Origin of the sequence: Paenibacillus humicola, from assembly GCF_028826105.1 — a bacterium.
Lineage (GTDB): Bacteria > Bacillota > Bacilli > Paenibacillales > Paenibacillaceae > Paenibacillus_Z > Paenibacillus_Z humicola.
In genome coordinates this window covers 1,071,734-1,092,314 of record NZ_JAQGPL010000001.1, presented here as the reverse complement: position 1 = coordinate 1,092,314, position 20,581 = coordinate 1,071,734, and the positions used below count along the sequence as shown (strand labels likewise).

Sequence of the window (20,581 nt, the reverse complement as noted above, 5' to 3'; positions counted from 1 at the left end):
ACGCGGTAAGCGGGCCCGAATGCGCCGGGACCTGCAGGATCGCACGATAAGACGCCACGCTTTTAGCGCCGATTAATCAAAATCGTATCTTTGTTCGAGCCAAGGATCTCCGTACATGCTGTAGCCATTTTGCTCCCAGAAGCCCGGCTTGTCCGCAGCCATAAACTCGATGCCGCGCAGCCACTTGGCGCTTTTCCAGAAATACAGATGCGGGACGACCATGCGCACGGGATAGCCGTGCTCCGGCGTCAGCAGCTGCCCGTTATGCCGCATGGCCAGAAACGACGTGTCGAGCATAAAATCCGCCAGCGGCAAATTCGTCGTCCAGCCGTGCTCGGCATGCAGCATGACATAGTTGGCGCCGTCCTTCAGCTTCACCCGCTTCATCAGCTCCGATACGGCCACTCCCTCCCATACGTTATCCAGCTTCGACCACGTCGTGACGCAGTGAATATCGTTGCGGAACTCCCGCTTCGGCAGGGCCATAAACTCCTTATAGCTAATCTGGACCTCTTCCTCGACCAGACCGAAAATGCGCAGATCCCATTTGCCCATGTCATTGTAATACGGCACGCTGCCGTGGTGCAGAACGGGGAAGCCTTCGGTTACGCGTTGGCCTGGCGGTACGCGCTCTTGAATCGTGGACACGAACAAATCACTCCTTCTGGCGACAGTCCGCAGGGCGGCTGTCCATTGAATGGCAATCCAAGCTTGCAGCTTACGGCAAGCGGCGCAGTACTGCATGGCAGCGGTCGATACCGGCAGAAAAAGCTACCCGGCATGGCATCCTGGACGACGCCCCGGGTGAATGCTGAGGCGGCCTGACGGACGCGACGGCCCCGTCATAACGGCGCCGGTCGGCCTCAGTCCGTCAGCAGCTCGCCAAGCGTCCGGACCATCACGCCGGTTGCGCCCTTCGGCTCCCAGACGCGTTCCCGGTCCAGCCAGGCCGTACCGGCGACGTCGAGGTGGACCCAAGGCCGTTCCTCGGCGAACGCCCCGATAAACAGGCCGCCCGTAATCGTGCCGGCGAGCCGGCCGCCGCTGTTCTTCATATCCGCGGCGTCGCTGTCGAGCTGGCGGCGGTATTCGGGGTAGGCCGGAAGCGGCCATATGCGCTCCCCGGCCCGCTTGCCTGCGAGCACGACCTGATGCATCAGCTGCTCGTCGTTCGTCACCGCGCCGGTGGCGACGTTGCCGAGCGCGACGGTAACGGCGCCGGTCAGCGTGGCGACATCGACCAGCTTCGTCGCGCCGCGGCGAATCGCCGTGGTCAGGCCGTCGGCCAGCACAAGGCGGCCTTCCGCGTCCGTGTTGACCACCTCCACGGTAATCCCGCTCATTGTGGTCAGCACATCGCCCGGCTTCAGCGCGCGGTCCGATGGCATATTCTCGGCAGAAGGTACGACGGCGACGACATTGACCTTCGGCTTCAGCTCGCCGACGATCCGCATCGCGCCAAGCACGGCGGCTGCGCCGCCCATGTCGGAGATCATCGCCTCCATCCCTTCCGCCCGCTTCAGCGAAATGCCGCCGGTATCGAAGGTGATGCCTTTGCCGATCAGCCCGTACGTCTCCGCCTTGTTATCCGGCGCGCCTTCATAATGCAGCACGATCATGCGCGGCGGATTGGCGCTGCCCTGGCCGACGCCCAGGAGGCCGCCCATCCCCTGCTCGGCGGCGGTCCATTCATCGATGACCTCGCAATCGAAGCCGTATTCCATGGCGAGCGACTCCGCCTGCTCGGCGAGCAGCTCCGGCGTCAGCCGATTGCCCGGCAAATTCGTCAAATCGCGGGCCAGCGTCACCGCCTCCGAAAATACGGAGCCCCGGCGGATGCCGGCTTCCCATTCCGCGGCCGCGTCATCAGGCTCCGCCGCGCCTGCGGCCGGCGTGAACGCTACGGCCCGAACGCTCGACGCTCGTTTTTCGTGATCCTTCTTCTCCGTCCTGCGCGTAAACAGTCCGAGCGCATACCCTTCAGTCAGCGCCTGCGCCGCCTGACGGAGCGTATATTCCTGCGAGCCGGTCATGACGGCATGGGGCACGAGCTGCTGCACGGCGGCCGCCTTCAGACGCCTTGCCGCTTTGGCCGACGCCGCAGCCGCATCGCGAAGGCCGTCCGCCGACAAACCGGCATGAGCGATGCCCGTATAAATGACGTAGGCTGCCGGGAGCAGCCCCAGCGTCGGCAGACAGAGCGTCTCCATCGGCTCCGCCCTGAACAGCTCCTTGGCATAGTGATCGCGCAGCGCGAGATCGAGCTGCGGATGGATCCATTCCGCGTCCGCCCGCTGCAGCTCCTCCTTCGTCACGAACTGCACGACCGTATCGAAGGCGCCGGCCTCCGCGGCACCGCCATATGTAAACCGAACGCTCACTTGTAATTGTCTCCTTTCCCAATAAAAAAAAATCGGGGTTCTACCCCCGATTCTAACGGTTTACCCAACCAATGGCAAATAGATCTTGAACTCGGTTCCTTCCCCCGCGCTGCTCGTCACGCGGATCGTTCCGCCGTGATTGCGCAAGATGCGGTAGCTGACGGAAAGACCGAGTCCCGTACCGGCCGCCTTCGTCGTGAAGAACGGATCGAACAGCTTCGATTTCGTCGAGACGTCCATTCCTTTGCCGTTGTCGCGGACCGTAATTTCCGCGAAACAGCCGTCCCGCCTGGTCACAATGTCGATGCGCCCGCCGCGCTCGTCCTCCAGCTCGCTGATCGCATCCATCGCATTGCGCACGATATTCAGGATCACCTGCTTCATCTGCTTGACATCGATGGAAATCGTCAAATCCTCGTCGTAGGACTCGAACAGGATTTGGCAGCCTTTCATGTGCGCTTCGCTTTCCGACAGCAGGATTACCTCCTTCAGCAGCGACGAAATGGCGACTGTCTCCTTCATCGGCGCAGAAGGCTTCGAGGAGTTCAGAAACTCGTAAATGATATCGTTCGCACGGTCGATCTCGGCCAAAATGATGCGGGCGTACTCCTCCTTGCCGAGCTGCAGCAGATGCGGCCGGAGCAGCTGGATAAATCCGCGGATCGACGTCAGCGGATTACGGATTTCGTGGGCGATCGCCGCGGCGATTTTGCCGAGCATGGCCAGCTTGTCGTTCTGGTACGCCGTCTGCTCGATCTGCTTATATTCCGTGACGTCCTTGACGCTGAACAAATAATCGCCGTCCAGCTGATCGCCGTATGTCACCGTGACGAGCAGATGCTTCCCGCTGGCATCCTGAAATTCAAAATACCGGCTTCGCTTCAGCAGCATATCCCTGTACAACCGCAGCATGGTGCGCCGGGTGCCCAGCTTCAGGCCGGGGTGCATGAACAGGTCGCGAAGCCTGCAGCCGATAAGCGTTTTGCGGGGAATGTCGAGCAGCTTGGCCATTTGAAGATTAATAAAGGACAGGATGCCGTCGCTGTCGAAAATCGCGATGCCGCTGTCCATATGCTGAAGCACGTTTTCATACTTGTTTTTGACCATCCGGACCGAACGATGCGAATTCAGCAGCATGTCCCGCATTTCGCTGAACCGCTGCTCGGGCGTTTGTTCAGGCTGCACACGGAAACGGAAGGCGACCATCAGCTCGATCAAAAAGATGAACGATCGGCTGTACAGCTGCAGCGCCTCTTCCGATTCGACGTTGGCGACAAGCGTCTGCATCGATTCCTCATGTATAGCAATAATATCTTCCGGGTGAATGCCATGGAGCGATTTACCGATTTCCGTTGCTTCAAACAGCGAAGCTTCGCTGCCGCTTCGAATATATTCGGCAAGCGCCGGAAAATAGCGCTTTCGAATCGCCTGCATCTCTTACTCCTCTCCTGCGGCAAACGGCGGTAAATCGATCCGGCGCGCGGTACGAGCCAATTGCGGAACGTTACCGTCGTTCCCCGTAGACCAATTTTTGGCCCGCAGCGGGTTCATACGAATCGATCCCCGAAGACTTTCGTGAAAGAAAAAACGGCTGCCGCCATCTGCGAACCGGCACGCCGTCGGATTATCCGTACCATAGGGATAGACTCATCACCATCATAGTAAGGCTTGCTCGCGACTGTCAACAGGAGATCCTGTCGAAAAAAGTCTCTTTGTCCCGCTGCGCCGAATGGCCGCAGCGGTCGTTTCCGTTTGTCGCCGCTGAGGCAGCGGTTCTGCGGCTACTTCCCGCAATTCCAATCCGGGTGTGACGGCTTCAAAGGTTTGCCGCTTGCTTATCCGCCAAATCCGGCTGTTTTCCCGGATTGCCATGCTGCCTACCCGGAGAATCCGGCTGCCCAGGGCGGTCCGGATTGCTGTGCTTTCCAGGAGAATCCGGCTGCCCAGAACGATCCGAATTTCCGTGCTGCTTGCCCGGAGAATCCAGCCCGCCAGGACGATCCGAATGCTTGCCCTGAGAATCCGGCAGCCCAGGGCGGTCCGGATTGCTTTGCTTGCCCTGAGAATCCGGCCGCCCAGGGCGGTCCGTTTTTTTCGGTGTTTCTCTTTTTTCCGGGTTTACCCGTTTAACGTCAGTATGGCGGCCATCCGAGACGTTTTTAACGTCCCCATGCCCGCCTGACCGGTCCCCGACGCGGGCGTCCGCCCCGGTCTTCTCCGGTGAGGAGCGAAGGTCGCTCCCCTTTGAGTTCGTATTCGATTTGCCCGAGCCGCCGCTGTCGTTTCCGTTTTTATCCGGCCTGTCCCGGCCCGTCTTTTCTCCGCCGCCGCCCAGCTGCCCGCCGCCGTTCCGGTTCGTCCAGCCCGGCGAACCGTCAATCTCCGGTTTTTCCGGTCGTATGCCGCCCCATATTCCGGCGGGCGGTTTCATGCCCGGCAGCCCGTCAGGCTCCGGGTTTTTCGGGCGCCAGTCAGCCCATAGACTCGCCGGCGGTTTAACGCCCGGAAGACCGGTCTCCCAACCAGTCTTTCGCCCGTCCCCCGCATTTGGTTGATCGCCCTTCGATTTCCCATTCGAAGGGCCGTGCCCGTCTTCGGGCGACGGCTTGCCGCCGCGTCCCCTGCCGTCATCCTTCTGGCCCGTCGCAGACTTGTGCGGTCCGGATCCGTCCCTGCCTTCTCCCTTACCGGACGGATGCCCCGGCTTCGGCGGTTTGTCCTGCTTCTCCTGCTTCAGCAGCTCCGACAACCGCTGTTTCTGCTGCTCAAACTTTTCGTCGCTGCCGCTCGTTTTTGCGTGCACGGTATCCGGCTGCTTCGGAGCCGCATCCTTTTTCGGTTCGTCCAAAACCGCCTCCAGCCCGCCGAGCGGCTCCGTCGCATCATCGATCGAACGGGTTTCCAGCTCCTTGAGCGGTATATTGTAGCCGTTGCTTTTCGCCAGCAGGTACACCGCCATTTTGCCGGCGGAGACGCCCTGCTTGTTCGCCTCGTCGCGCAGTTCTTTAGGGGCCGAAAGCGTCGTCACGTCAACGTGAAGCGGCTCGCCCTCCTTCGGACTTTTCTGAAGCGACTTGCGTACGGCGTCGTCGACTTTCTCCGAAAGCTTCGCTTCGAAATCGGACGAGTGATTCTTGTCGACAACGACCGTCGTGATTACGACATCGCCCTCTCCGTCATGAAAATAGGAGCTGTCTTTGACGCGGCCCATTATTGCCGACGCCACCGTTTCGACCGGCTGGCCCTTATACGGAAGCCCTTTCGTAATGACGGCGCCGTCGCCGTTCACCGCCCTCAGCTCCATGACGCGGTCGTCTTCGCCGACGCCGAGCTCGACGCTCGGATTGATATCCATCGTTAGATAGGCGACGACGGGGGAGCCCGAGGCGTACTGCTTGACGAAAACGGGGACGCAGAGCAGGAGGATGACCGCAGCCGCGCCGATCAGCGCACTGTGCAGCGTCCTTGGCCTGCGGTAGGCTGCCGGTTCGGCGTACCGGATTTCTTCGCCGACAACGGCCGTTTTGCTGGCGGGCACTTTGCGAAACTGACCGTCCGGCGTCAATACGACAAGGTGACGTTTGCCGATCTCCATCACGATACCGCGATTCATGCCCTTGCTCCCCTTTCCTCATCCGCCTTCGGGTCCGGCATTGGCTGCAAATACTGCTGCAGATACGGAAAATCCCCATGATGTAACAGCGCGATGGCGATAATATATTTTCGGTTTCGTTCAATTGTTTTGCGCGAAACGCCGGCGAGCTCGCACAGCTCCTTGACCGGCAGCTTCTGCGACGCCTGCAGCGTCTCGAACAGCGCATTCCGTCCGGCAAGCAGCAGGCCGATCGAGACAAGCAGCCTGCGCGAATCGGTATGCTTCGGCGACAGCTCCGGCAGCTCGGCGAACGATATGCCGAAGCGGCCGAGACGTTTATGATAATCGGCGATTTCGAGCCGTCGTTCGCCGGCTTCGCGATCCGCCTCGTAACGCTGCATCGCTTCCTGAATTTCGATCGGATTGACCGTCTGTTCCTCTTCGTCGATCATGTCGAAGGAGCTGTACGGGATCGTATGAGAATGGCGCTGCTCTTTTCGGACATGGTCAATAAGCCTACGCCGAATGACCGTTTCGGCAAAGCCGAGAAACGATTTTCCTGCATGGCTGGCATATTGGCTGATCGCCTCGTCGAACGCGCTGAGCGCAATGCTGAATTCGTCGTCGCGCGCAGGATCGATATATCGTTTGCAAAACCGGCTCGTAACCTTGACGATATACGGCTTGTAAGCCTGAATGAATTCGTCGCGGGATGCTTCGCCGGCCCGTATCCGCTCTACAATAGCTTCCGGAGCGTCCGGCCCATCTTCATCTGGAGGCTGCTGAACCGGACCTTGCTTACCGAAAAAGCGTTTGATCAGGACGAGTAGCAACCGCTCCACCTCACAATGATAGTTTTCGTGCTGCCTGACGGACTTGAGGGGGTGCAAACAGCCGCTCGGCAAAGAAAAAGCCTCCCTCGGCGGGAGGCGTTGGCATCAACAAAACCCTTCGGACGTACGCCGTTTCTGAAGCTTGTTGCGGCGCTGATTCAGCACACCGAGCCGTTTCTTCAAAACGGCTTCCCACTCGGCGTCCCCGATTTGTTTGGCAAAGCTGAGCAAGTCGAGGGCCATGTCGATCTGATTGTGAACCACATCCATCGGATCCTCGTTCTCGTTATTGACGCAGTTTTCGAACAGGTTCTTCCCCGCTTGGTCGACATACTCCTTGAAATCGACCTCCGAAGCGTCGTCCCCATGCGCGTATTCGGCCAATATTTCATATTCGTTCTCAATTTGATGATGAATCTCGACACGATGGCAAACCGGACAAAACAAGATCGGAACGTTATGGATATGCGTGCGAAAATGCTTCAGCGTCCCGCTTGTGCCGATCATGCTTGCTCCGCAGCAAAAGCTCATGCTCCCGTACCTCCTTCCGTATTACCCGATCCGAACCCCTTAGAACCATACTTACACATATTCGGGGTCCATGCGCGAAATTCCTGCTAGCGCGAGGCCAAGCGGCAATAGAAAAACCCGGAAACCGCTGTTAGGCGGCTTCCGGGCCATGTTCGAGCCTTCGATTATTTCGCAACCAGATGCTTGTCGCCCGGTTTCCAGTTGATCGGGCACAGACCGCCGGATTGCAGCGCCTGCAAGACGCGCAGCGTTTCTTCGACGCTGCGGCCGATGTTGTTGTGGTTAACGACTTGATACTGAAGCTCGCCTTCCGGATTGATAATGAACAGGCCGCGCAGCGCGACGCCTTCTTCTTCGATCAAGACGCCGTAGTCGCTCGCCACTTTCTTCGTAATATCCGAAGCAAGCGGGAAGTTCAGCTTGCCGAGGCCGTTATCGTTGACCGGCGTATTGATCCAGGCGCGGTGGCTGTGGATGCTGTCGACGCTTACGCCGAGAATTTCCGTATTGAGCTTGCTGAACTCGCCTGCCGCTTCGCTCAGAGCGGTAATTTCCGTCGGGCAAACGAACGTGAAATCGAGCGGATAGAAGAAGAATACGAGCCATTTGCCTTTGTAGTCCGAAAGGGACACCTTCCCGAATTCCTGTCCGTTGCCGAGCGCCGTTTCCATGGTGAAATCCGGAGCCGGACGGCCAACCAAACGTTCTGCCATGATCCAATTACCTCCCGTTATCGATAAGTATAATCGAAGTTCGCGCAAAAGCAGGGCGCTCGCGAGCCGCCGGGTTTTCCGCGAATCTCCGCTGCGGGTACCGGACGTTTCAGCCCTGTAAATCAAGCTGCTCCGGTTCCGTACCGCTTGTCACGAGGTGACTTCGTTTAAAATCGTACCACTACTTTATAATCCAGTCAAGATTGAAATCAGTATTTATTAATAATTATTTTAATTTATTTTTTCATACCTGCGACGATCAAATCGCCCATCGCCGAAGTGCCGATCGCCTTGCTCTTGTCGACCGCGATATCCCCTGTGCGATGGCCGGCGTCCAGCACCGATTTGACCGCCTCTTCGATCGAAGCGGCCGCCTCGTGGTAGCCGAACGTCAGGCGGAACATGAGCGCGACGGACAGAATCGTCGCGATCGGATTGGAGACGCCTTGACCGGCAATGTCCGGCGCCGAGCCGTGCACCGGCTCGTACAGGCCGAAGCTGCCTTCGCCGAGCGATGCGGACGACAGCATACCGATCGAGCCCGTCAGCATCGCCGCTTCGTCGCTCAAAATATCGCCGAACATATTCTCCGTTACGATAACATCGAAGCTCGAAGGGCGGCGCAGCAGCTGCATGGCGCAGTTGTCCACCAGCACATGCTCCAGCTCCACATCCGGATATTCCGGTGCGATCCGGTTGACAACCTCGCGCCACAGACGCGACGTCTCGAGCACGTTCGCCTTATCGACCGACGCCAGCTTCTTGCGGCGCGTCCGGGCGATTTCGAACGCCTGGCGCACAATGCGCTCCACTTCGGCCGTATTGTAAACGCACGTATCGACCGCTTCCTGGCCGCCGGCCCCCTCGCGGCGGAATTTCTCGCCGAAGTAAATGCCGCCCGTCAGCTCGCGCACAACGATCAGATCGGTCCCTTCAAGCACCTCCGGCTTCAGAGTCGACGCTTCCTTCAGGCAGTCGAATACTGTAGCCGGGCGGATGTTGGAGAACAAACCGAGCGCTTTGCGGATGCCGAGCAGGCCGGTTTCCGGACGCAGCTCCTTCGGATTGTTGTCCCATTTCGGGCCACCTACGGCGCCAAGCAGCACCGCATCGGCCTTTTTGCAAATATCGAGCGTTTCCTGCGGCAGCGGCGTCCCTTTCTCGTCGATGGCGATGCCGCCGAACAGGCCGTGCTCGGTCTCGAATTGATAACCGAACAGCTCCTCGGTTTTTTTCAGCACTTTCAGCGCCTCGCCGACCACTTCGGGACCGATTCCGTCGCCCGCGATGACCGCGATTTTTTTTACGTCTGCCATTCCCTGTTACACTCCTTTAACGTCGATTGGGCCGCCTCGCGGAAAGCCCCGTATGCCTAGCTGCTTCGGGTACTGCCGCGGGAAGCCCGCTCCTTCGGGTTCTGCTCATCGGAGCTCGTTCCTTTTATCCTGTCAAAACAGAATCATCCCGGGCGATCGGACGCGCTGCCTTCCCCGTTTGCGAAAAAGTCGGCTGCGCATCCCGTTCGTCCGGGACGGCAAGCAAATCTATTCGATGGCCGGATCGTCCGGCCGCCTAACTTACTTCTTGATCCAGTGCATCAGCTCGCGCAGCTGCGAGCCGACCACTTCGATCGGATGCTCCGCTTCGCGGCGGCGGGTAGCCGACAGCATCGCGCGGTTCGACTGGTTCTCGAGAATGAAATCGCGGGCGAAACGGCCGGACTGGATGTCTTCCAGAACGGCTTTCATCGCTTTCTTCGTTTCATCCGTTACGATGCGCGGACCGGTGACATAATCGCCGTACTCGGCCGTGTTGGAGATGGAATCGCGCATCGTCGCCAGGCCGCCTTCATACATCAGGTCGACGATCAGCTTCAGCTCGTGCAGGCACTCAAAATAGGCCATTTCCGGCGCGTAGCCCGCTTCCACCAGCGTTTCGAAGCCGGCTTTGACAAGCGCGGTTGCGCCGCCGCACAGCACGGCCTGCTCGCCGAACAGGTCGGTCTCGGTCTCTTCGCGGAACGAGGTTTCGATGACACCTGCGCGCGTGCAGCCGATTCCTTTCGCATAGGCAAGTCCGATCGCTTTGGCATTGCCGGTCGCATCCTGCTCGATGGCGATGAGGCCCGGCACGCCGAAGCCTTCCACGTACGTGCGGCGAACCATGTGGCCCGGCGATTTCGGAGCGACGAGCAGCACGTCCGTGTCCTTGCGCGCCACGATTTGGCCGAAATGCACATTGAAGCCGTGGGAGAACATAAGCGCCGCGCCCTGCTTCAGGTTCGGCTCGATTTCTTCCTTGTATACTTTCGCCTGCGTTTCGTCAGGCATCAGAATTTGCACGACATCGGCCAGTTTAACCGCTTCGCCGACGGACAGGACTTCAAAGCCGTCGTTTCTCGCCTTGTCGGCGGATTTGCCCTGACGAAGGCCGATGACAACCTTCAGGCCGCTGTCGCGAAGGTTTTGCGCCTGTGCGTGACCCTGGCTGCCGTATCCGATGACCGCAATCGTTTTGCCCTGCAGAACGCTCTGGTCTGCATCTTTTTCATAGTACAACGTAACTGCCATAAGTAAATGATGCCTCCTTTTAATGGACCCTTTAAGCGGGTGAGCAGGAGGGGAAGCCCATGCGGCCGGCGCTGGCCGTCCGCTTTGCTGGCACCCGCCGCATGACGGCTTGTCCGAAGCCGGCAGCGCGAGCGCCCCCCGAGGATGGCCTTCCCCCGCTTGCTCACCCGCTCAAAGCGGGCATGCATGACGCAAAGCCGCCGCCGAAGCGGCAGCCCTGCGATGCTGACCAAAAAATAAACAGCCTCTCTTAAATTACACCCATGCACCGATCATTGCAACCGGTTGATTTTGCTGGCTGCCGCGGCAGCGTGAAGCCGCATCGCGCCCGCGGCTCCGCGCGGCGGGCGGCTTGTCACTTCGCCGCAGCGTTGCCCCGGGTCATCGCCGTCACGCCGGTCCGCGACAGTTCGCGGATGCCGTACGGCTTCAGCAGCTCGATCATCGCGTCGATTTTCTCCGTATCGCCGACGGCCTGCACCATCAGCGAGTTCGAGCCGATGTCGACGACCGATGCGCGGAACGTCTCGACGACGCCGAGAATTTCCGGCCGTGCCGCCGGCTCGGCGTTCACTTTGATCAGCGCGAGCTCGCGGCCGACCATCGGATGCGAGCTCAGATCCACGACTTTGATGACGTCGATGAGCTTGTACAATTGCTTGGAAACCTGCTCGAGCGTATGATCGTCGCCGCTCGTGACGATGACCATGCGTGACAGTCCGGGCTCCTCGCTTGTCCCGACGGTAATACTTTCGATGTTGAAGCCGCGGCGTCCGAACAGGCCGGATACACGCTGCAGAACGCCGGGCTGGTTGTTTACGAGAACGGAAATCGTGTGCTTCTTCATTCGTCATCCCCCATTAACATTTCGTCGATCGTCGATCCCTGCGTAACCATCGGATACACATTCTCTTCCTTGCGGACGACGAATTCGACGACGGCGGGTCCCGGATGATTCATCGCCTCGGCCCAGGCGTCGCGCGCTTCCGCCTTGTTCGTCGCGCGGAACCCTTTGACGCCGTAAGCTTCGGCCAGCTTGACGAAATCGGGGCTGCCGGAGAGGTCGATATGGCTGTAGCGGTTCTCGTAAATGAGCTCCTGCCACTGCCGGACCATGCCGAGCACCTGGTTGTTCAGGATGACCACCTTGACCGGGATGTTGTTAATGGCGCAAATCGCCAGCTCCTGCGCGCACATTTGCATGCCGCCGTCGCCGTTGATCGACACGACGAGCCGGTCCGGATGCGCCATCTGTGCGCCGATCGCCGACGGGAAGCCGAAGCCCATCGTGCCGAGACCGCCGGACGTTACCCACGAGCGCGGCTTGTTGAACTTGTAATACTGCGCCGCCCACATCTGGTGCTGGCCGACGTCGGTCGTCACGATCGCATCGCCGTTCGTTTCTTCGTGAATCATTTCAATGACCCACTGCGGCTTAAGCACCGTCTCGGAGTCGTTATATTTCAGCGGCTTCTCCGCCTTCCAAGCCGCCAGCTTGGCGCGCCAGGCATCCGCCTTGGCCGCGCGCTTCACATCCTTGTTCGCCATTTGGAGCGCCGTCTTCACATCTCCGACGATCGGGATGTCGGTCGGCACGTTTTTGCCGATTTCGGCCGGGTCGATGTCGATGTGAACGATTTTCGCATGCGGAGCAAAGCCGGCCAGCTTGCCCGTCACGCGGTCGTCAAAACGCGCGCCGATGTTAATCAGCAGGTCGGCGTTCTGAATCGCCATGTTCGCCGTGTAGGTTCCGTGCATGCCGGGCATGCCGACCCACAGGTCGTTGCCGCTCGGGAATGCGCCGAGTCCGAGAAGCGTCGTCGTCAGCGGGATTTCCGCCTTCGTAATAAATTCGAACAGCTCTTCATGCGCGCCGGAATACACGACGCCGCCGCCCGCAATGACGAACGGACGTTCGGAATCTTCGATCGCCTTCAGCATTTTGTCGATCTGCAGCTTGTTCGGCATGACCGTCGGGTTGTAGCCGCGGATATTCACTTCGGTCACGGGACGGAACAATGCGGAATGCGCCGATACGTCCTTCGGAATATCGATCAGGACAGGACCTTTGCGGCCCGTATTCGCGATATGGAACGCCTCGTGAATGATGCGGGGCAAATCCTCGGCCGTGCGCACCAGATAGCTATGCTTTGTAATCGGCATCGTAATGCCGGTAATATCGGCTTCCTGGAAAGCGTCCGTCCCGATCAGGGATGTCGCGACATTGCCGGTGATGACGACAAGCGGAACCGAGTCCATATACGCAGTGGCGATTCCGGTAACGAGATTCGTCGCGCCCGGTCCCGATGTGGCGATGCAGACGCCCACCTTGCCGCTTGCCCGCGCATAGCCGTCGGCCGCATGAATGGCCCCCTGCTCGTGGCGGGTCAGCAGATGGTGGAAATCCGAGAATCCGTGCATGGCGTCGTAAATGTACAGCACGGCGCCGCCGGGATAACCGAACACGCATTCCACACCCTCAAGCACCAAGCTGCGAAGCAGCATTTCCGAACCGGTGATGACCTCGGGTTTGCTCAGTTTTTCCATCAATTCTTCTTTTGACCTCAGCGTTGCACTTTGCGCGACCATCAAGTCGTCCTCCCTTCTCTTCAAAAACAAAAAAAGCCCTTCGCCCTTGGACGTCTGATACGTCCAGGGACGAAAGGCTGATCTTCCGTGGTACCACCCGGCTTTGCCGTATGCCTCGCAGCATGCGGCCTCCACAGGTACGAACGGCGTGCACGCAAACGTTCATACCTTGGCACCTTAACGTGTGCCCTACGATTTCCCCTAATACGAACGGCGCCGGCTTTGAACCGTAACGGAAGCCCCAAGACTCCGGAATCGATTCGCTTGTTTAGCCGTCCTTTTCAGGGAAACAGCTCCGAGGTGAGCTCGTTGAAAAGGGATTTTGGCGACGGTTGCAGCTGATCCGTCCGCTCTCTGAGCAAAAGAGCCCTTAACACTTCGTCCTCATCACAGCAGATAGCAATATTGGCTTAACGTTTATTATATGCTTTGCTTCCGCCCCCGTCAAGAACCAACCCTCGCGCCGGTCAAAACGTTATGTACGAACCGCCGGTATTGGCAACCGCCGCCGCGCGGGCATACGATAACGTATGCGGCCGACGGGCGGCTGCCGGCCGATGGCGGCGTTCGTCCGCTCGCTTCAGGCTGCGGGACGAAGCCCGCCCCGAATGCGGCGCAGACGGCAAATACAGGGGATACGGCCCGGCCATACCCGGCATAAAGCCGCATATGCAAGCGAGAAACAAGCCGAAAGCAGGGCTGATTATGATTCGACTCAGGCGTCCCCGCACGGACGACGCGGAAATTATCCGCCTTATCAAAAAGGAGCTTATCCCGCTGTCATACACGTCGAACCCTCGCGACGCACAAGTGATCCGCGAAATCCCGAAGCGTCTGCGGCGCGGCGTTACCTTCGTCGCCTCCCGCACGAAGACGAGCGTACCGTTCGGATTTCTTCACCTGTATACAATCGGCGACATGCTTGTCTACGATATGCTTGCCGTCCACCCGGATCACAGGGGCAAACAGCTCGGCACGAAGCTTATGCTCTGTGGCGAAGCTTACGGTCTCTCCCAAAAGTGCCGGACGGCGCGGCTGTTCGTCGACGAAGGCAACGGCCGGGCGCACAAGCTGTACGCCCGGCTGGGCTACGATACGGTCCGTTATTACCCGGAAGTGCGCTGCTACGAAATGGCGAAAATGCTCCTCCCCGGCGGTGCAGCCTGGACCGGCGGTCAATAAAAGAACTTGTTATTGGGCTGACAGCAAGGGCTGAAGCCGCCGTAAGGACCGACCGGACCAAAACCGGGGCCGAAGCCGGGGCCGAAACCGGGACCGAAGCCGGGGCCGAAGCCGGGGCCAACACCCGGAAAACCGCCATATGCGTATGGGAGCGTGCCGATCGCGAGCAAATCGAACAGTACGAGCGGCAGCACCGCTTTCGTGTGGACGGCTTTACCTTTGTCGCTGCCCGTCGGACGCAGAAAAAGCTTGTTTTGATGCACTTTGACGAGCTTGCCCGTTGCGATCGAGCCGTCCTTGCGGACCGCATAGACCGTTTTCCCGACCAGCTTCCGAACCCGCTCTCTGGAGATGCGCTTCATGCGTATTCCCTCCTTCCCGTTGTCCTATAACGTATTCGGGAGGCGGACGCTTCGACTGTACGGCTGTCCATGCCGGTCAAAAGATAGGTCGGTACGGATGTCTCCGAGGTCCATGCGCGGTGCGGCAAAAGACTTTGGGGCGGATGGTCAGGCGCGGTATATCGAAACGCAAAAACCGCGCCCCGAACGGGGAACGCGGTTTTTGATACGATACGCGGCTTTACGCGTTGACTTTCTCTTTCGCGATCGAAGCGAGCGAATTGAACGCACTGATGTCGTTCACGGCAAGGTCGGCAAGCATCTTGCGGTTGACCTCGACGCCGGCCTGCTTCAGGCCGTACATAAATTTGCTGTAGGACAGGCCGTTCTGGCGCGCAGCGGCGTTGATGCGGACGATCCACAGCTTGCGGAAATCGCGCTTCCGCTGACGGCGGTCGCGGTATGCGTAGAGCAGCGATTTCATCACTTGCTCTTTTGCGGTTTTAAACAGGCGGTGCTTCGAACCGAAGTAACCTTTCGCGAGCTTCAAAATTCTTTTGCGACGACGTGCGCGGACGAATCCGCCTTTAACTCTAGCCATGAGTGAAACCTCCCGTATGTTGGTTAAGCTGGAATGTCAGTGCGAGCTATTTCAGGTTGGAAAGGCCTTGCTTGATGCGGCGCACGTCGCCCGGAGCCATGAGCGGCTGCGTGGCCAGCACGCGCTTCTGACGGCCGGATTTGCCGGAAAGAAGGTGGTTGCGGAACGCTTTGTAGCGTTTCACTTTGCCGGTACCGGTAATTTTGAAGCGGTCTTTGAGACTGCTGTGCGTTTTCATTTTAGGCATGTGGTGAATCCTCCTCTGGGAATGGTCGTTAGTTGTTTTTGGGGGCCAAAATCATGATCATGCTGCGGCCCTCGAGCTTCGGCACGCGCTCGACGACGCACAGCTCGGCGACCTCTTTGGCAAGCCGGTCGAGAATGCGCTGGCCGATGGAGGCGTGCGTAATTTCGCGGCCGCGGAAGCGGACGGAAGCTTTCACCTTATCGCCTTCGTTCAGAAACTTCACGACGTTGCGGTACTTCACCTGATAATCGTTTTCCTCAATGTTGGCGCGGAACCACACCTCTTTGACGTCCACGATTTTCTGATTTTTGCGCGCTTCCTTCTCCTTCTTCTGCTGCTCGTAGCGGAACTTGCCGTAATCCATGATGCGGCAAACGGGCGGCTTCGCCGTCGGAGCGACGTTGACCAGATCCATGTTCAAATCGATCGCCATCTGCAGCGCTTCGCGCAGCGGCTTGATGCCGATCTGCTCGCCTTCCGCGCCTACGACGCGCACTTCTCTTGCCCGGATCTCATCGTTGATTTGATGTTCCCTGCTAATAACCTGCCACCTCCAAAAGTATTCGTTCGCATGCGCCGGCTGACGCTAACCAATGAAAAAAAATGCGGGCCCGCACGGACCCGCATTCCATTAACCAAGATTGTCGGCTTATCAAACCCGCAGCCCGAAAATAAATTCGCGCCGCAGCCCGTTCAATCATCGATTCGCAAACCAGCCGGCTGCCGCCGTCAGGTGAGAAGCGGGTGCTTCTGCTTGTGCGTGAAAAATCAACCAAACCCTATCACCGAATTACTATACCACAGGCATTCCCAGGCTGTCAACGATTCATTGACGGAAGAAATCGCCCGGAGCCCCGGCTCAAACCTGCTTGCTCTGCACTTCTTCCAGCCGGATGACGCGCGTATGCTGCGTATGGCTCCACGTTTTGTTGTTTTGCGTAAAAAAGGCGTAGAACGTGATCGGCAGCCAAGACAGCTGGAACACGGCCATCGAGAACAGATGCAAATACATCCTCCACGAACGGACCCCTTCGAGCACCATCACGAACGGGAACATAAAGACGGTCAGCGCGATGGCGGTGCCGGCTACCCACCACGGCAAGTAATAATAGATCGAGGTGAACACGTTGTCCGCCGGGATCAGGTTGTCGACATACAGCATGACGGTCACGACAAAGCCGATAAACGTGTTGTAGGCCGAGATCGAATACAGCGCCGCGTCGAATTTGACGAAGCTGCGCTCCTTGAAGCTTGCCCACAAAAGCGGGAAAAAGTAATGTCTTGCGACGGTGAAATGCCCCTGCATCCAGCGAAGACGCTGGCGGGCCGAAGCTTTGAATTTAAGCGGCTTCTCGTCGTACACCTTCGCTTCGTAGTTGAGCACCGGCTTGATGCCGCGCTGCACGCAGCGCATCGAAAACTCGAGGTCCTCGACGAGGCTCGTTGCGCCCCAGCCCATTTCCTTCAGCAGGTTCGACTCGAAGCACATGCCGGTTCCGCCCAAATAGTTGGCCATGTTCAGGTTGCGGCGGGAAAGCTGCCACAGCCGGTTGCAGTACCAGTACGTGATGGCATAAGACGCCGTCACCCAGGAATCCTCCGGATTTTTCGTATCCAGATAGCCTTGGATGACTTTGTGGCCTTCGCACAGGTCGTTGTTCATGTGCTGCAGGAAGTCCGTGTTGACCAGATTGTCCGCATCGAACATGACGACCGCGTCGTACTGCTTCGGCATCGCCCACAATTCCTTCAGCATCCACTCGATCGCATAGCCTTTGCCGCGAAGATGCAGGTTTTTGCGTTCGCAAGCGTGCACGCCGTACCGGCGGGCGATATCCGCGGTACCGTCCGTGCAGTTGTCGCAAATAACGAAAATATCGTAAAGTTCTTTCGGATAGTCGAGATTTTTGAGGTTTTCGATCAAGGCCCCGACCACTTGCTCTTCGTTGTGGGCAGCGACAAGAACGGCGAACGATTTTTTCGGGTTATGACGCAGGTGCTTCTTCTTTCGCACGATGCCGAAGAGGGAGATCACGAACTGATAAACGCCGACGAACGCCAGAAAAATCTGCAACAAAATAACAATCGTATTGACCATGTACAATTACTGCCCCCTTAAGACCCCATTTTTCATATTCTCTCTTTTTCATTACGATTTCGTTTTCAAAGTTCATGGATGCGGTTTGCCCTTTTTACTGTGCGCGGCCCATTTTTTAGTAGTCTTGTTTATGCCGCGGCTTTAACTGATTTTCCACACATTGCCCTCGTTTGTCAAAAGCCGTTATGCGGCCTTATCTGCCTGTTAAACGGAGAAAAACGCTTGCACGGCGGATGGATAGATAGGAAGCATGCTTTTTCTGTGGTTTCAACCTTATTTTCATCCATTTACGTAAAAAACATGTCCTTACCTCAATTAACGACTGGAAAATGAGAAAAGTTTCATTCTCGCCTGCTTTCCGATGTGACGAAACGGTGAACGAAACGACGCTTTTTCGGCGTATTCGAACGCCTCCGGCAGCGCCCCGAAGATGCCGTCCCACGACTGGCGGCGGCTGTACGCAAGCCCTCCGGCGGCCAGTCTCGCCGCAGCGAAACGCTCCGAAAGCAAGCCCGGCGCTGCAAGCCGGGCAGGCCGGCAAAGCCCAGGAATTGCGCCGGAATGTCTTCCTGCGCGGCACGCCGATTCAGCGCTTCCGCCGACGGCCCGTCACCCGCAAGCACCAGACCGCTTCGGGACAAAAGTCCCGCCGGAATTTGGCGAACGCCGACAGCGCAGCGTCGACATTTTTCTCCGGGGGCGAGCCGGCCGGCATTCAGCATAACGAACCGGCCTTTGCGAAATGCCGCGCCGGCCAAGCCAGCCGCTGCAGTCGACGGCGGGTTGATAAGCCGCCGTATCGATCCTCCCGCTTCCCAACGAACTGTCTTCATCCATCCCATCCTTTGTCCTTCAGGTCGACCAGCGCGGAACGGGAACGATGAAACCAATTTATATATCTCCATAACATCTTAACCATCCATTGCACATTGTAAAACGGGAGATAGCGGTCAAAATGCGTATGATACGAGACTACGAGCGGAAGACTCGTACTTTCGGCCGTAACGGATGCCGGCCATGCCGAGGTTGAACGAGCGGCGGCGTGGACAAGCGTGGGGCGAAAATCGTGAAGCGCATTTGCGGATATGGGCGGATTGGGCAGCGCCAGCCGGCATTCGGGATAGCGGAAAAAAGGCAGACTGGCCAAACGCCGAACGGACGGCGCCTCGCCTCCCGGACCTCGCATGGCGGGATCGGGTTTGGGGACAGTGTAAACGACTTCTGTTAGCCCGGCATCAAACCGGGATGAACGGATCATGAATACTCCCCTAGCATCCCGATGATACGGGGCGAACAATGGCGCGGTACGATAAAGCCAAACGAACACCGGGATGGAGGAGGATGTTATGGAACGGATCGTCGAGCGGCTGCAAACGGGCGAGCGCAAGCTGTTGGAGTGGGCGAACCGGAGACCGGCCCGCCCGGCGGCCAACGTGCCGCGCATTCGCCTGGCCGACGCCGTGGCTGCTGGCCGCCGGCCCGGCCTTGCTGCCGGCGCTTGTACCCTCCGCGCTCATACTTGGGCTCTCCGTCGCCTGGTCGCGCATGTATCTCGGGCTGCACTACCCTTCGGACGTCGCCGCGGGCGCGGCGCTCGGCGCGCTTGCCTCTTCGCTCGTCTCCGCCTTCTGGCCGTTTTCCTGATCGTTCAGCCGTTTTGCCGCCCGGTGCGCGGCGATGGCTTCAGCGCCAATTACGACCTCGACGCGGTAAATGGGATTGCCGCGCTCGATGAATTTCGATTCGTATTCAGTCAGCACGAGGTCTTCGCGCACGCCTCCGCGGTGCAAATCGAGCGAGATGTGCCGCATGTGCAGCTCCATGTCGGCGAAGCTGTTCAGCGAAAATTCGAAGAGCGGCAGCGAGTCGGTTTTAAAATGAATTTCCCCGCGCTCGTTCAAAATTTCCACATATTTGGACACAAAGCGCGGATGGGTCAGACGCCTGCGCGCATGCTTGGTTTTGGGCCACGGATCGCTGAAATTCAAATGAATGCGCTCAATCTCTCCCGGCGCGAACATCTCATCGATCCGCTCGATATTCGCGCGCAGCAGCGCCAGGTTCGGCGGATCGTCCGCGCCTCTCGCTTCCCAGGCGGCCCGCGCCTTCTCGCCGGCGCGCCTAATCAGCTCGTCGTACATATCGACGCCGATGAAATTCAATTCCGGATTCCGGACGCTCATTTCGCTGATGAAGCGTCCCTTGCCCATGCCGAGCTCGACCACGATCGGACGATCGTTGCCGAAAAACTCGCGCCAGCGCCCCTTGTGCGGCGCCGCGTCAAGCACGACGAGCTCGGGCTGCGCCTCCAGCTCTTCGCGTATTCCTTTTCTTCCTCTAAGACGCATCGTCGATTGACTCCTTACAACGGATAAAATGATATTTTCGGGTCCCCGGACAAGCGTTCCGAAAACAGCTTGTTAACGGAGTATATTTTGGGGGACGGTTGAAGCTCGTCCTTTATTGTGCCGGACATCGCGGCGCTTGTAAAGCGCCCCTGCCGCTTGCGGGCAAAACAAAGGCCGAAGTCGCGCGTGTGAAGCGCTTCCCCGGCCGTACGGCTTCGTGCGTATTCAGTTGAGCAGCTGCGGCGGGATGCCCGGCCCGTGCTCGATATCGTACTTCTCTTCCAGCACCTCGTTCAGCTTCTTGCGGGCGGAAACCTCCACGTTATGGTTGCCGTGGAAACGGATGCCGGCCAGCGCCATCAGCTCCTTGACCGTCAGTTCGACAGTCACCTTCTCATCACCTTGCGGAATTTTGACCTGCGTGTTCATTCCTCATCACCTCTTATTGTTACTTTTTCCAGAAAAACGACGGACTATAACAAGAGATTGGATGATGGTGAAAATGCGGCTATTCCTTGAATTGTCGCATTTTTAATATAACACATCGTGTAA

The 20,581-nt window shown here is 58.4% G+C and carries 22 protein-coding genes and 1 other annotated feature; of the genes, 2 read left to right on the top strand and 20 right to left on the bottom strand.

All coding sequences use genetic code 11. From position 1 onward, the window contains the following. Positions 1-72 precede the first annotated feature (72 nt). The 11 genes from PD282_RS05290 to ilvB form a co-directional block, all read right to left on the bottom strand. Entirely contained in the window at positions 73-648 is a 576-nt protein-coding gene (locus PD282_RS05290; RefSeq protein ID WP_420832273.1) for a sulfite oxidase-like oxidoreductase, read from the bottom strand. 215 nt (positions 649-863) lie between these two features. Next, positions 864-2,381: a leucyl aminopeptidase gene (locus PD282_RS05285; protein ID WP_274649294.1), complete on the bottom strand. Its 1,518-nt coding sequence runs from the start codon at positions 2,379-2,381 to the stop codon at positions 864-866. A gap of 60 nt (positions 2,382-2,441) precedes the next feature. Beyond that, positions 2,442-3,815 carry an ATP-binding protein gene (locus PD282_RS05280; protein ID WP_274649293.1) on the bottom strand — a complete coding sequence of 458 codons (1,374 nt, stop codon included), beginning with the start codon at positions 3,813-3,815 and terminating at the stop codon, positions 2,442-2,444. Between the two features lie 382 nt (positions 3,816-4,197). Continuing rightward, positions 4,198-5,994: an anti-sigma factor domain-containing protein gene (locus PD282_RS05275; RefSeq protein ID WP_274649292.1), complete on the bottom strand. Its 1,797-nt coding sequence runs from the start codon at positions 5,992-5,994 to the stop codon at positions 4,198-4,200. Beyond that, on the bottom strand, positions 5,991-6,881 hold the full coding sequence (gene sigI / locus PD282_RS05270; RefSeq protein ID WP_338045160.1) for an RNA polymerase sigma factor SigI: 891 nt from the start codon (positions 6,879-6,881) through the stop codon (positions 5,991-5,993). The genes PD282_RS05275 and sigI overlap by 4 nt, the downstream gene beginning before the upstream one ends. Positions 6,882-6,914: 33 nt before the next feature. Beyond that, positions 6,915-7,340, bottom strand: a complete 426-nt coding sequence (locus PD282_RS05265; RefSeq protein ID WP_274649290.1) for a hypothetical protein — start codon at positions 7,338-7,340, stop codon at positions 6,915-6,917. Positions 7,341-7,504: 164 nt separating this feature from the next. Continuing rightward, positions 7,505-8,053 carry a peroxiredoxin gene (locus tag PD282_RS05260; protein ID WP_274649288.1) on the bottom strand — a complete coding sequence of 183 codons (549 nt, stop codon included), beginning with the start codon at positions 8,051-8,053 and terminating at the stop codon, positions 7,505-7,507. Between the two features lie 236 nt (positions 8,054-8,289). Further along, positions 8,290-9,369: a 3-isopropylmalate dehydrogenase gene (gene leuB, locus PD282_RS05255; protein ID WP_274649287.1), complete on the bottom strand. Its 1,080-nt coding sequence runs from the start codon at positions 9,367-9,369 to the stop codon at positions 8,290-8,292. Positions 9,370-9,630: 261 nt separating this feature from the next. Further along, a complete protein-coding gene (gene ilvC, locus PD282_RS05250; RefSeq protein WP_274649286.1) occupies positions 9,631-10,623 on the bottom strand; it encodes a ketol-acid reductoisomerase in 993 nt (330 codons plus the stop codon). Between the two features lie 355 nt (positions 10,624-10,978). Next, positions 10,979-11,470 (bottom strand): acetolactate synthase small subunit, encoded by a 492-nt coding sequence (gene ilvN / locus PD282_RS05245; RefSeq protein WP_274649285.1) that lies wholly within the window; start codon positions 11,468-11,470, stop codon positions 10,979-10,981. After that, entirely contained in the window at positions 11,467-13,212 is a 1,746-nt protein-coding gene (gene ilvB, locus PD282_RS05240; protein WP_274649284.1) for a biosynthetic-type acetolactate synthase large subunit, read from the bottom strand. The genes ilvN and ilvB overlap by 4 nt, the downstream gene beginning before the upstream one ends. Before the next feature lie 705 nt (positions 13,213-13,917). Between ilvB and PD282_RS05235 the strand changes: the two genes are divergently transcribed. Continuing rightward, positions 13,918-14,394 (top strand): GNAT family N-acetyltransferase, encoded by a 477-nt coding sequence (locus PD282_RS05235; protein WP_274649283.1) that lies wholly within the window; start codon positions 13,918-13,920, stop codon positions 14,392-14,394. On the opposite strand, the gene PD282_RS05230 is transcribed toward PD282_RS05235, so the two are convergent. The 7 genes from PD282_RS05230 to PD282_RS05205 all read right to left on the bottom strand — a co-directional run bounded on the left by PD282_RS05230 (position 14,388) and on the right by PD282_RS05205 (position 19,198). Then, on the bottom strand, positions 14,388-14,756 hold the full coding sequence (locus PD282_RS05230) for a hypothetical protein (RefSeq protein ID WP_274649282.1): 369 nt from the start codon (positions 14,754-14,756) through the stop codon (positions 14,388-14,390). The two genes, PD282_RS05235 and PD282_RS05230, sit on opposite strands and share 7 nt — an antisense overlap. Positions 14,757-14,976: 220 nt before the next feature. Further along, positions 14,977-15,336, bottom strand: coding sequence for a 50S ribosomal protein L20 (rplT, locus tag PD282_RS05225; RefSeq protein ID WP_274649281.1), 360 nt, complete (start codon positions 15,334-15,336; stop codon positions 14,977-14,979). A gap of 46 nt (positions 15,337-15,382) precedes the next feature. Further along, positions 15,383-15,583 carry a 50S ribosomal protein L35 gene (gene rpmI / locus PD282_RS05220; protein ID WP_274649280.1) on the bottom strand — a complete coding sequence of 67 codons (201 nt, stop codon included), beginning with the start codon at positions 15,581-15,583 and terminating at the stop codon, positions 15,383-15,385. Positions 15,584-15,611: 28 nt separating this feature from the next. After that, the gene (infC, locus tag PD282_RS05215; protein WP_274655050.1) at positions 15,612-16,106 is read right to left on the bottom strand and encodes a translation initiation factor IF-3; all 495 of its coding nucleotides are present in this window, start codon (positions 16,104-16,106) and stop codon (positions 15,612-15,614) included. Positions 16,107-16,174: 68 nt separating this feature from the next. After that, positions 16,175-16,345, bottom strand: a sequence feature (ribosomal protein L20 leader region). Between the two features lie 97 nt (positions 16,346-16,442). Continuing rightward, complete coding sequence (locus PD282_RS05210) at positions 16,443-17,681, bottom strand: glycosyltransferase family 2 protein (protein WP_274649279.1); 1,239 nt, start codon at positions 17,679-17,681, stop codon at positions 16,443-16,445. Between the two features lie 829 nt (positions 17,682-18,510). Further along, a complete protein-coding gene (locus PD282_RS27440; RefSeq protein WP_476703959.1) occupies positions 18,511-18,939 on the bottom strand; it encodes a glycosyltransferase in 429 nt (142 codons plus the stop codon). A 10-nt stretch (positions 18,940-18,949) separates the two neighbouring features. Further along, entirely contained in the window at positions 18,950-19,198 is a 249-nt protein-coding gene (locus tag PD282_RS05205) for a hypothetical protein (protein WP_274655489.1), read from the bottom strand. Between PD282_RS05205 and PD282_RS05200 the strand changes: the two genes are divergently transcribed. Continuing rightward, positions 19,146-19,325, top strand: a complete 180-nt coding sequence (locus PD282_RS05200) for a phosphatase PAP2 family protein (RefSeq protein WP_274655048.1) — start codon at positions 19,146-19,148, stop codon at positions 19,323-19,325. The genes PD282_RS05205 and PD282_RS05200 overlap by 53 nt on opposite strands. Here PD282_RS05200 and trmB read toward each other — a convergent pair. Both trmB and PD282_RS05190 read right to left on the bottom strand, forming a co-directional pair. After that, the gene (gene trmB / locus PD282_RS05195; RefSeq protein WP_274649278.1) at positions 19,244-20,029 is read right to left on the bottom strand and encodes a tRNA (guanosine(46)-N7)-methyltransferase TrmB; all 786 of its coding nucleotides are present in this window, start codon (positions 20,027-20,029) and stop codon (positions 19,244-19,246) included. The genes PD282_RS05200 and trmB overlap by 82 nt on opposite strands. A 225-nt stretch (positions 20,030-20,254) precedes the next feature. After that, complete coding sequence (locus tag PD282_RS05190) at positions 20,255-20,458, bottom strand: hypothetical protein (protein WP_274649277.1); 204 nt, start codon at positions 20,456-20,458, stop codon at positions 20,255-20,257. Between the last annotated feature and the right edge of the window lie 123 nt (positions 20,459-20,581).

Coding starts and splice junctions, on each gene's coding strand:
- PD282_RS27440 (WP_476703959.1), bottom strand. CDS start 18,939: ATGATCCGTTCATCCCGGTTTGATGCCGGGCTAACAGAAGTCGTTTAC.
- rpmI (WP_274649280.1), bottom strand. CDS start 15,583: ATGCCTAAAATGAAAACGCACAGCAGTCTCAAAGACCGCTTCAAAATT.
- PD282_RS05265 (WP_274649290.1), bottom strand. CDS start 7,340: ATGAGCTTTTGCTGCGGAGCAAGCATGATCGGCACAAGCGGGACGCTG.
- ilvC (WP_274649286.1), bottom strand. CDS start 10,623: ATGGCAGTTACGTTGTACTATGAAAAAGATGCAGACCAGAGCGTTCTG.
- rplT (WP_274649281.1), bottom strand. CDS start 15,336: ATGGCTAGAGTTAAAGGCGGATTCGTCCGCGCACGTCGTCGCAAAAGA.
- ilvN (WP_274649285.1), bottom strand. CDS start 11,470: ATGAAGAAGCACACGATTTCCGTTCTCGTAAACAACCAGCCCGGCGTT.
- PD282_RS05275 (WP_274649292.1), bottom strand. CDS start 5,994: ATGAATCGCGGTATCGTGATGGAGATCGGCAAACGTCACCTTGTCGTA.
- ilvB (WP_274649284.1), bottom strand. CDS start 13,212: ATGGTCGCGCAAAGTGCAACGCTGAGGTCAAAAGAAGAATTGATGGAA.
- PD282_RS05190 (WP_274649277.1), bottom strand. CDS start 20,458: ATGAACACGCAGGTCAAAATTCCGCAAGGTGATGAGAAGGTGACTGTC.
- PD282_RS05230 (WP_274649282.1), bottom strand. CDS start 14,756: ATGAAGCGCATCTCCAGAGAGCGGGTTCGGAAGCTGGTCGGGAAAACG.
- trmB (WP_274649278.1), bottom strand. CDS start 20,029: ATGCGTCTTAGAGGAAGAAAAGGAATACGCGAAGAGCTGGAGGCGCAG.
- PD282_RS05210 (WP_274649279.1), bottom strand. CDS start 17,681: ATGGTCAATACGATTGTTATTTTGTTGCAGATTTTTCTGGCGTTCGTC.
- PD282_RS05280 (WP_274649293.1), bottom strand. CDS start 3,815: ATGCAGGCGATTCGAAAGCGCTATTTTCCGGCGCTTGCCGAATATATT.
- leuB (WP_274649287.1), bottom strand. CDS start 9,369: ATGGCAGACGTAAAAAAAATCGCGGTCATCGCGGGCGACGGAATCGGT.
- PD282_RS05235 (WP_274649283.1), top strand. CDS start 13,918: ATGATTCGACTCAGGCGTCCCCGCACGGACGACGCGGAAATTATCCGC.
- PD282_RS05260 (WP_274649288.1), bottom strand. CDS start 8,053: ATGGCAGAACGTTTGGTTGGCCGTCCGGCTCCGGATTTCACCATGGAA.
- PD282_RS05205 (WP_274655489.1), bottom strand. CDS start 19,198: ATGAGCGCGGAGGGTACAAGCGCCGGCAGCAAGGCCGGGCCGGCGGCC.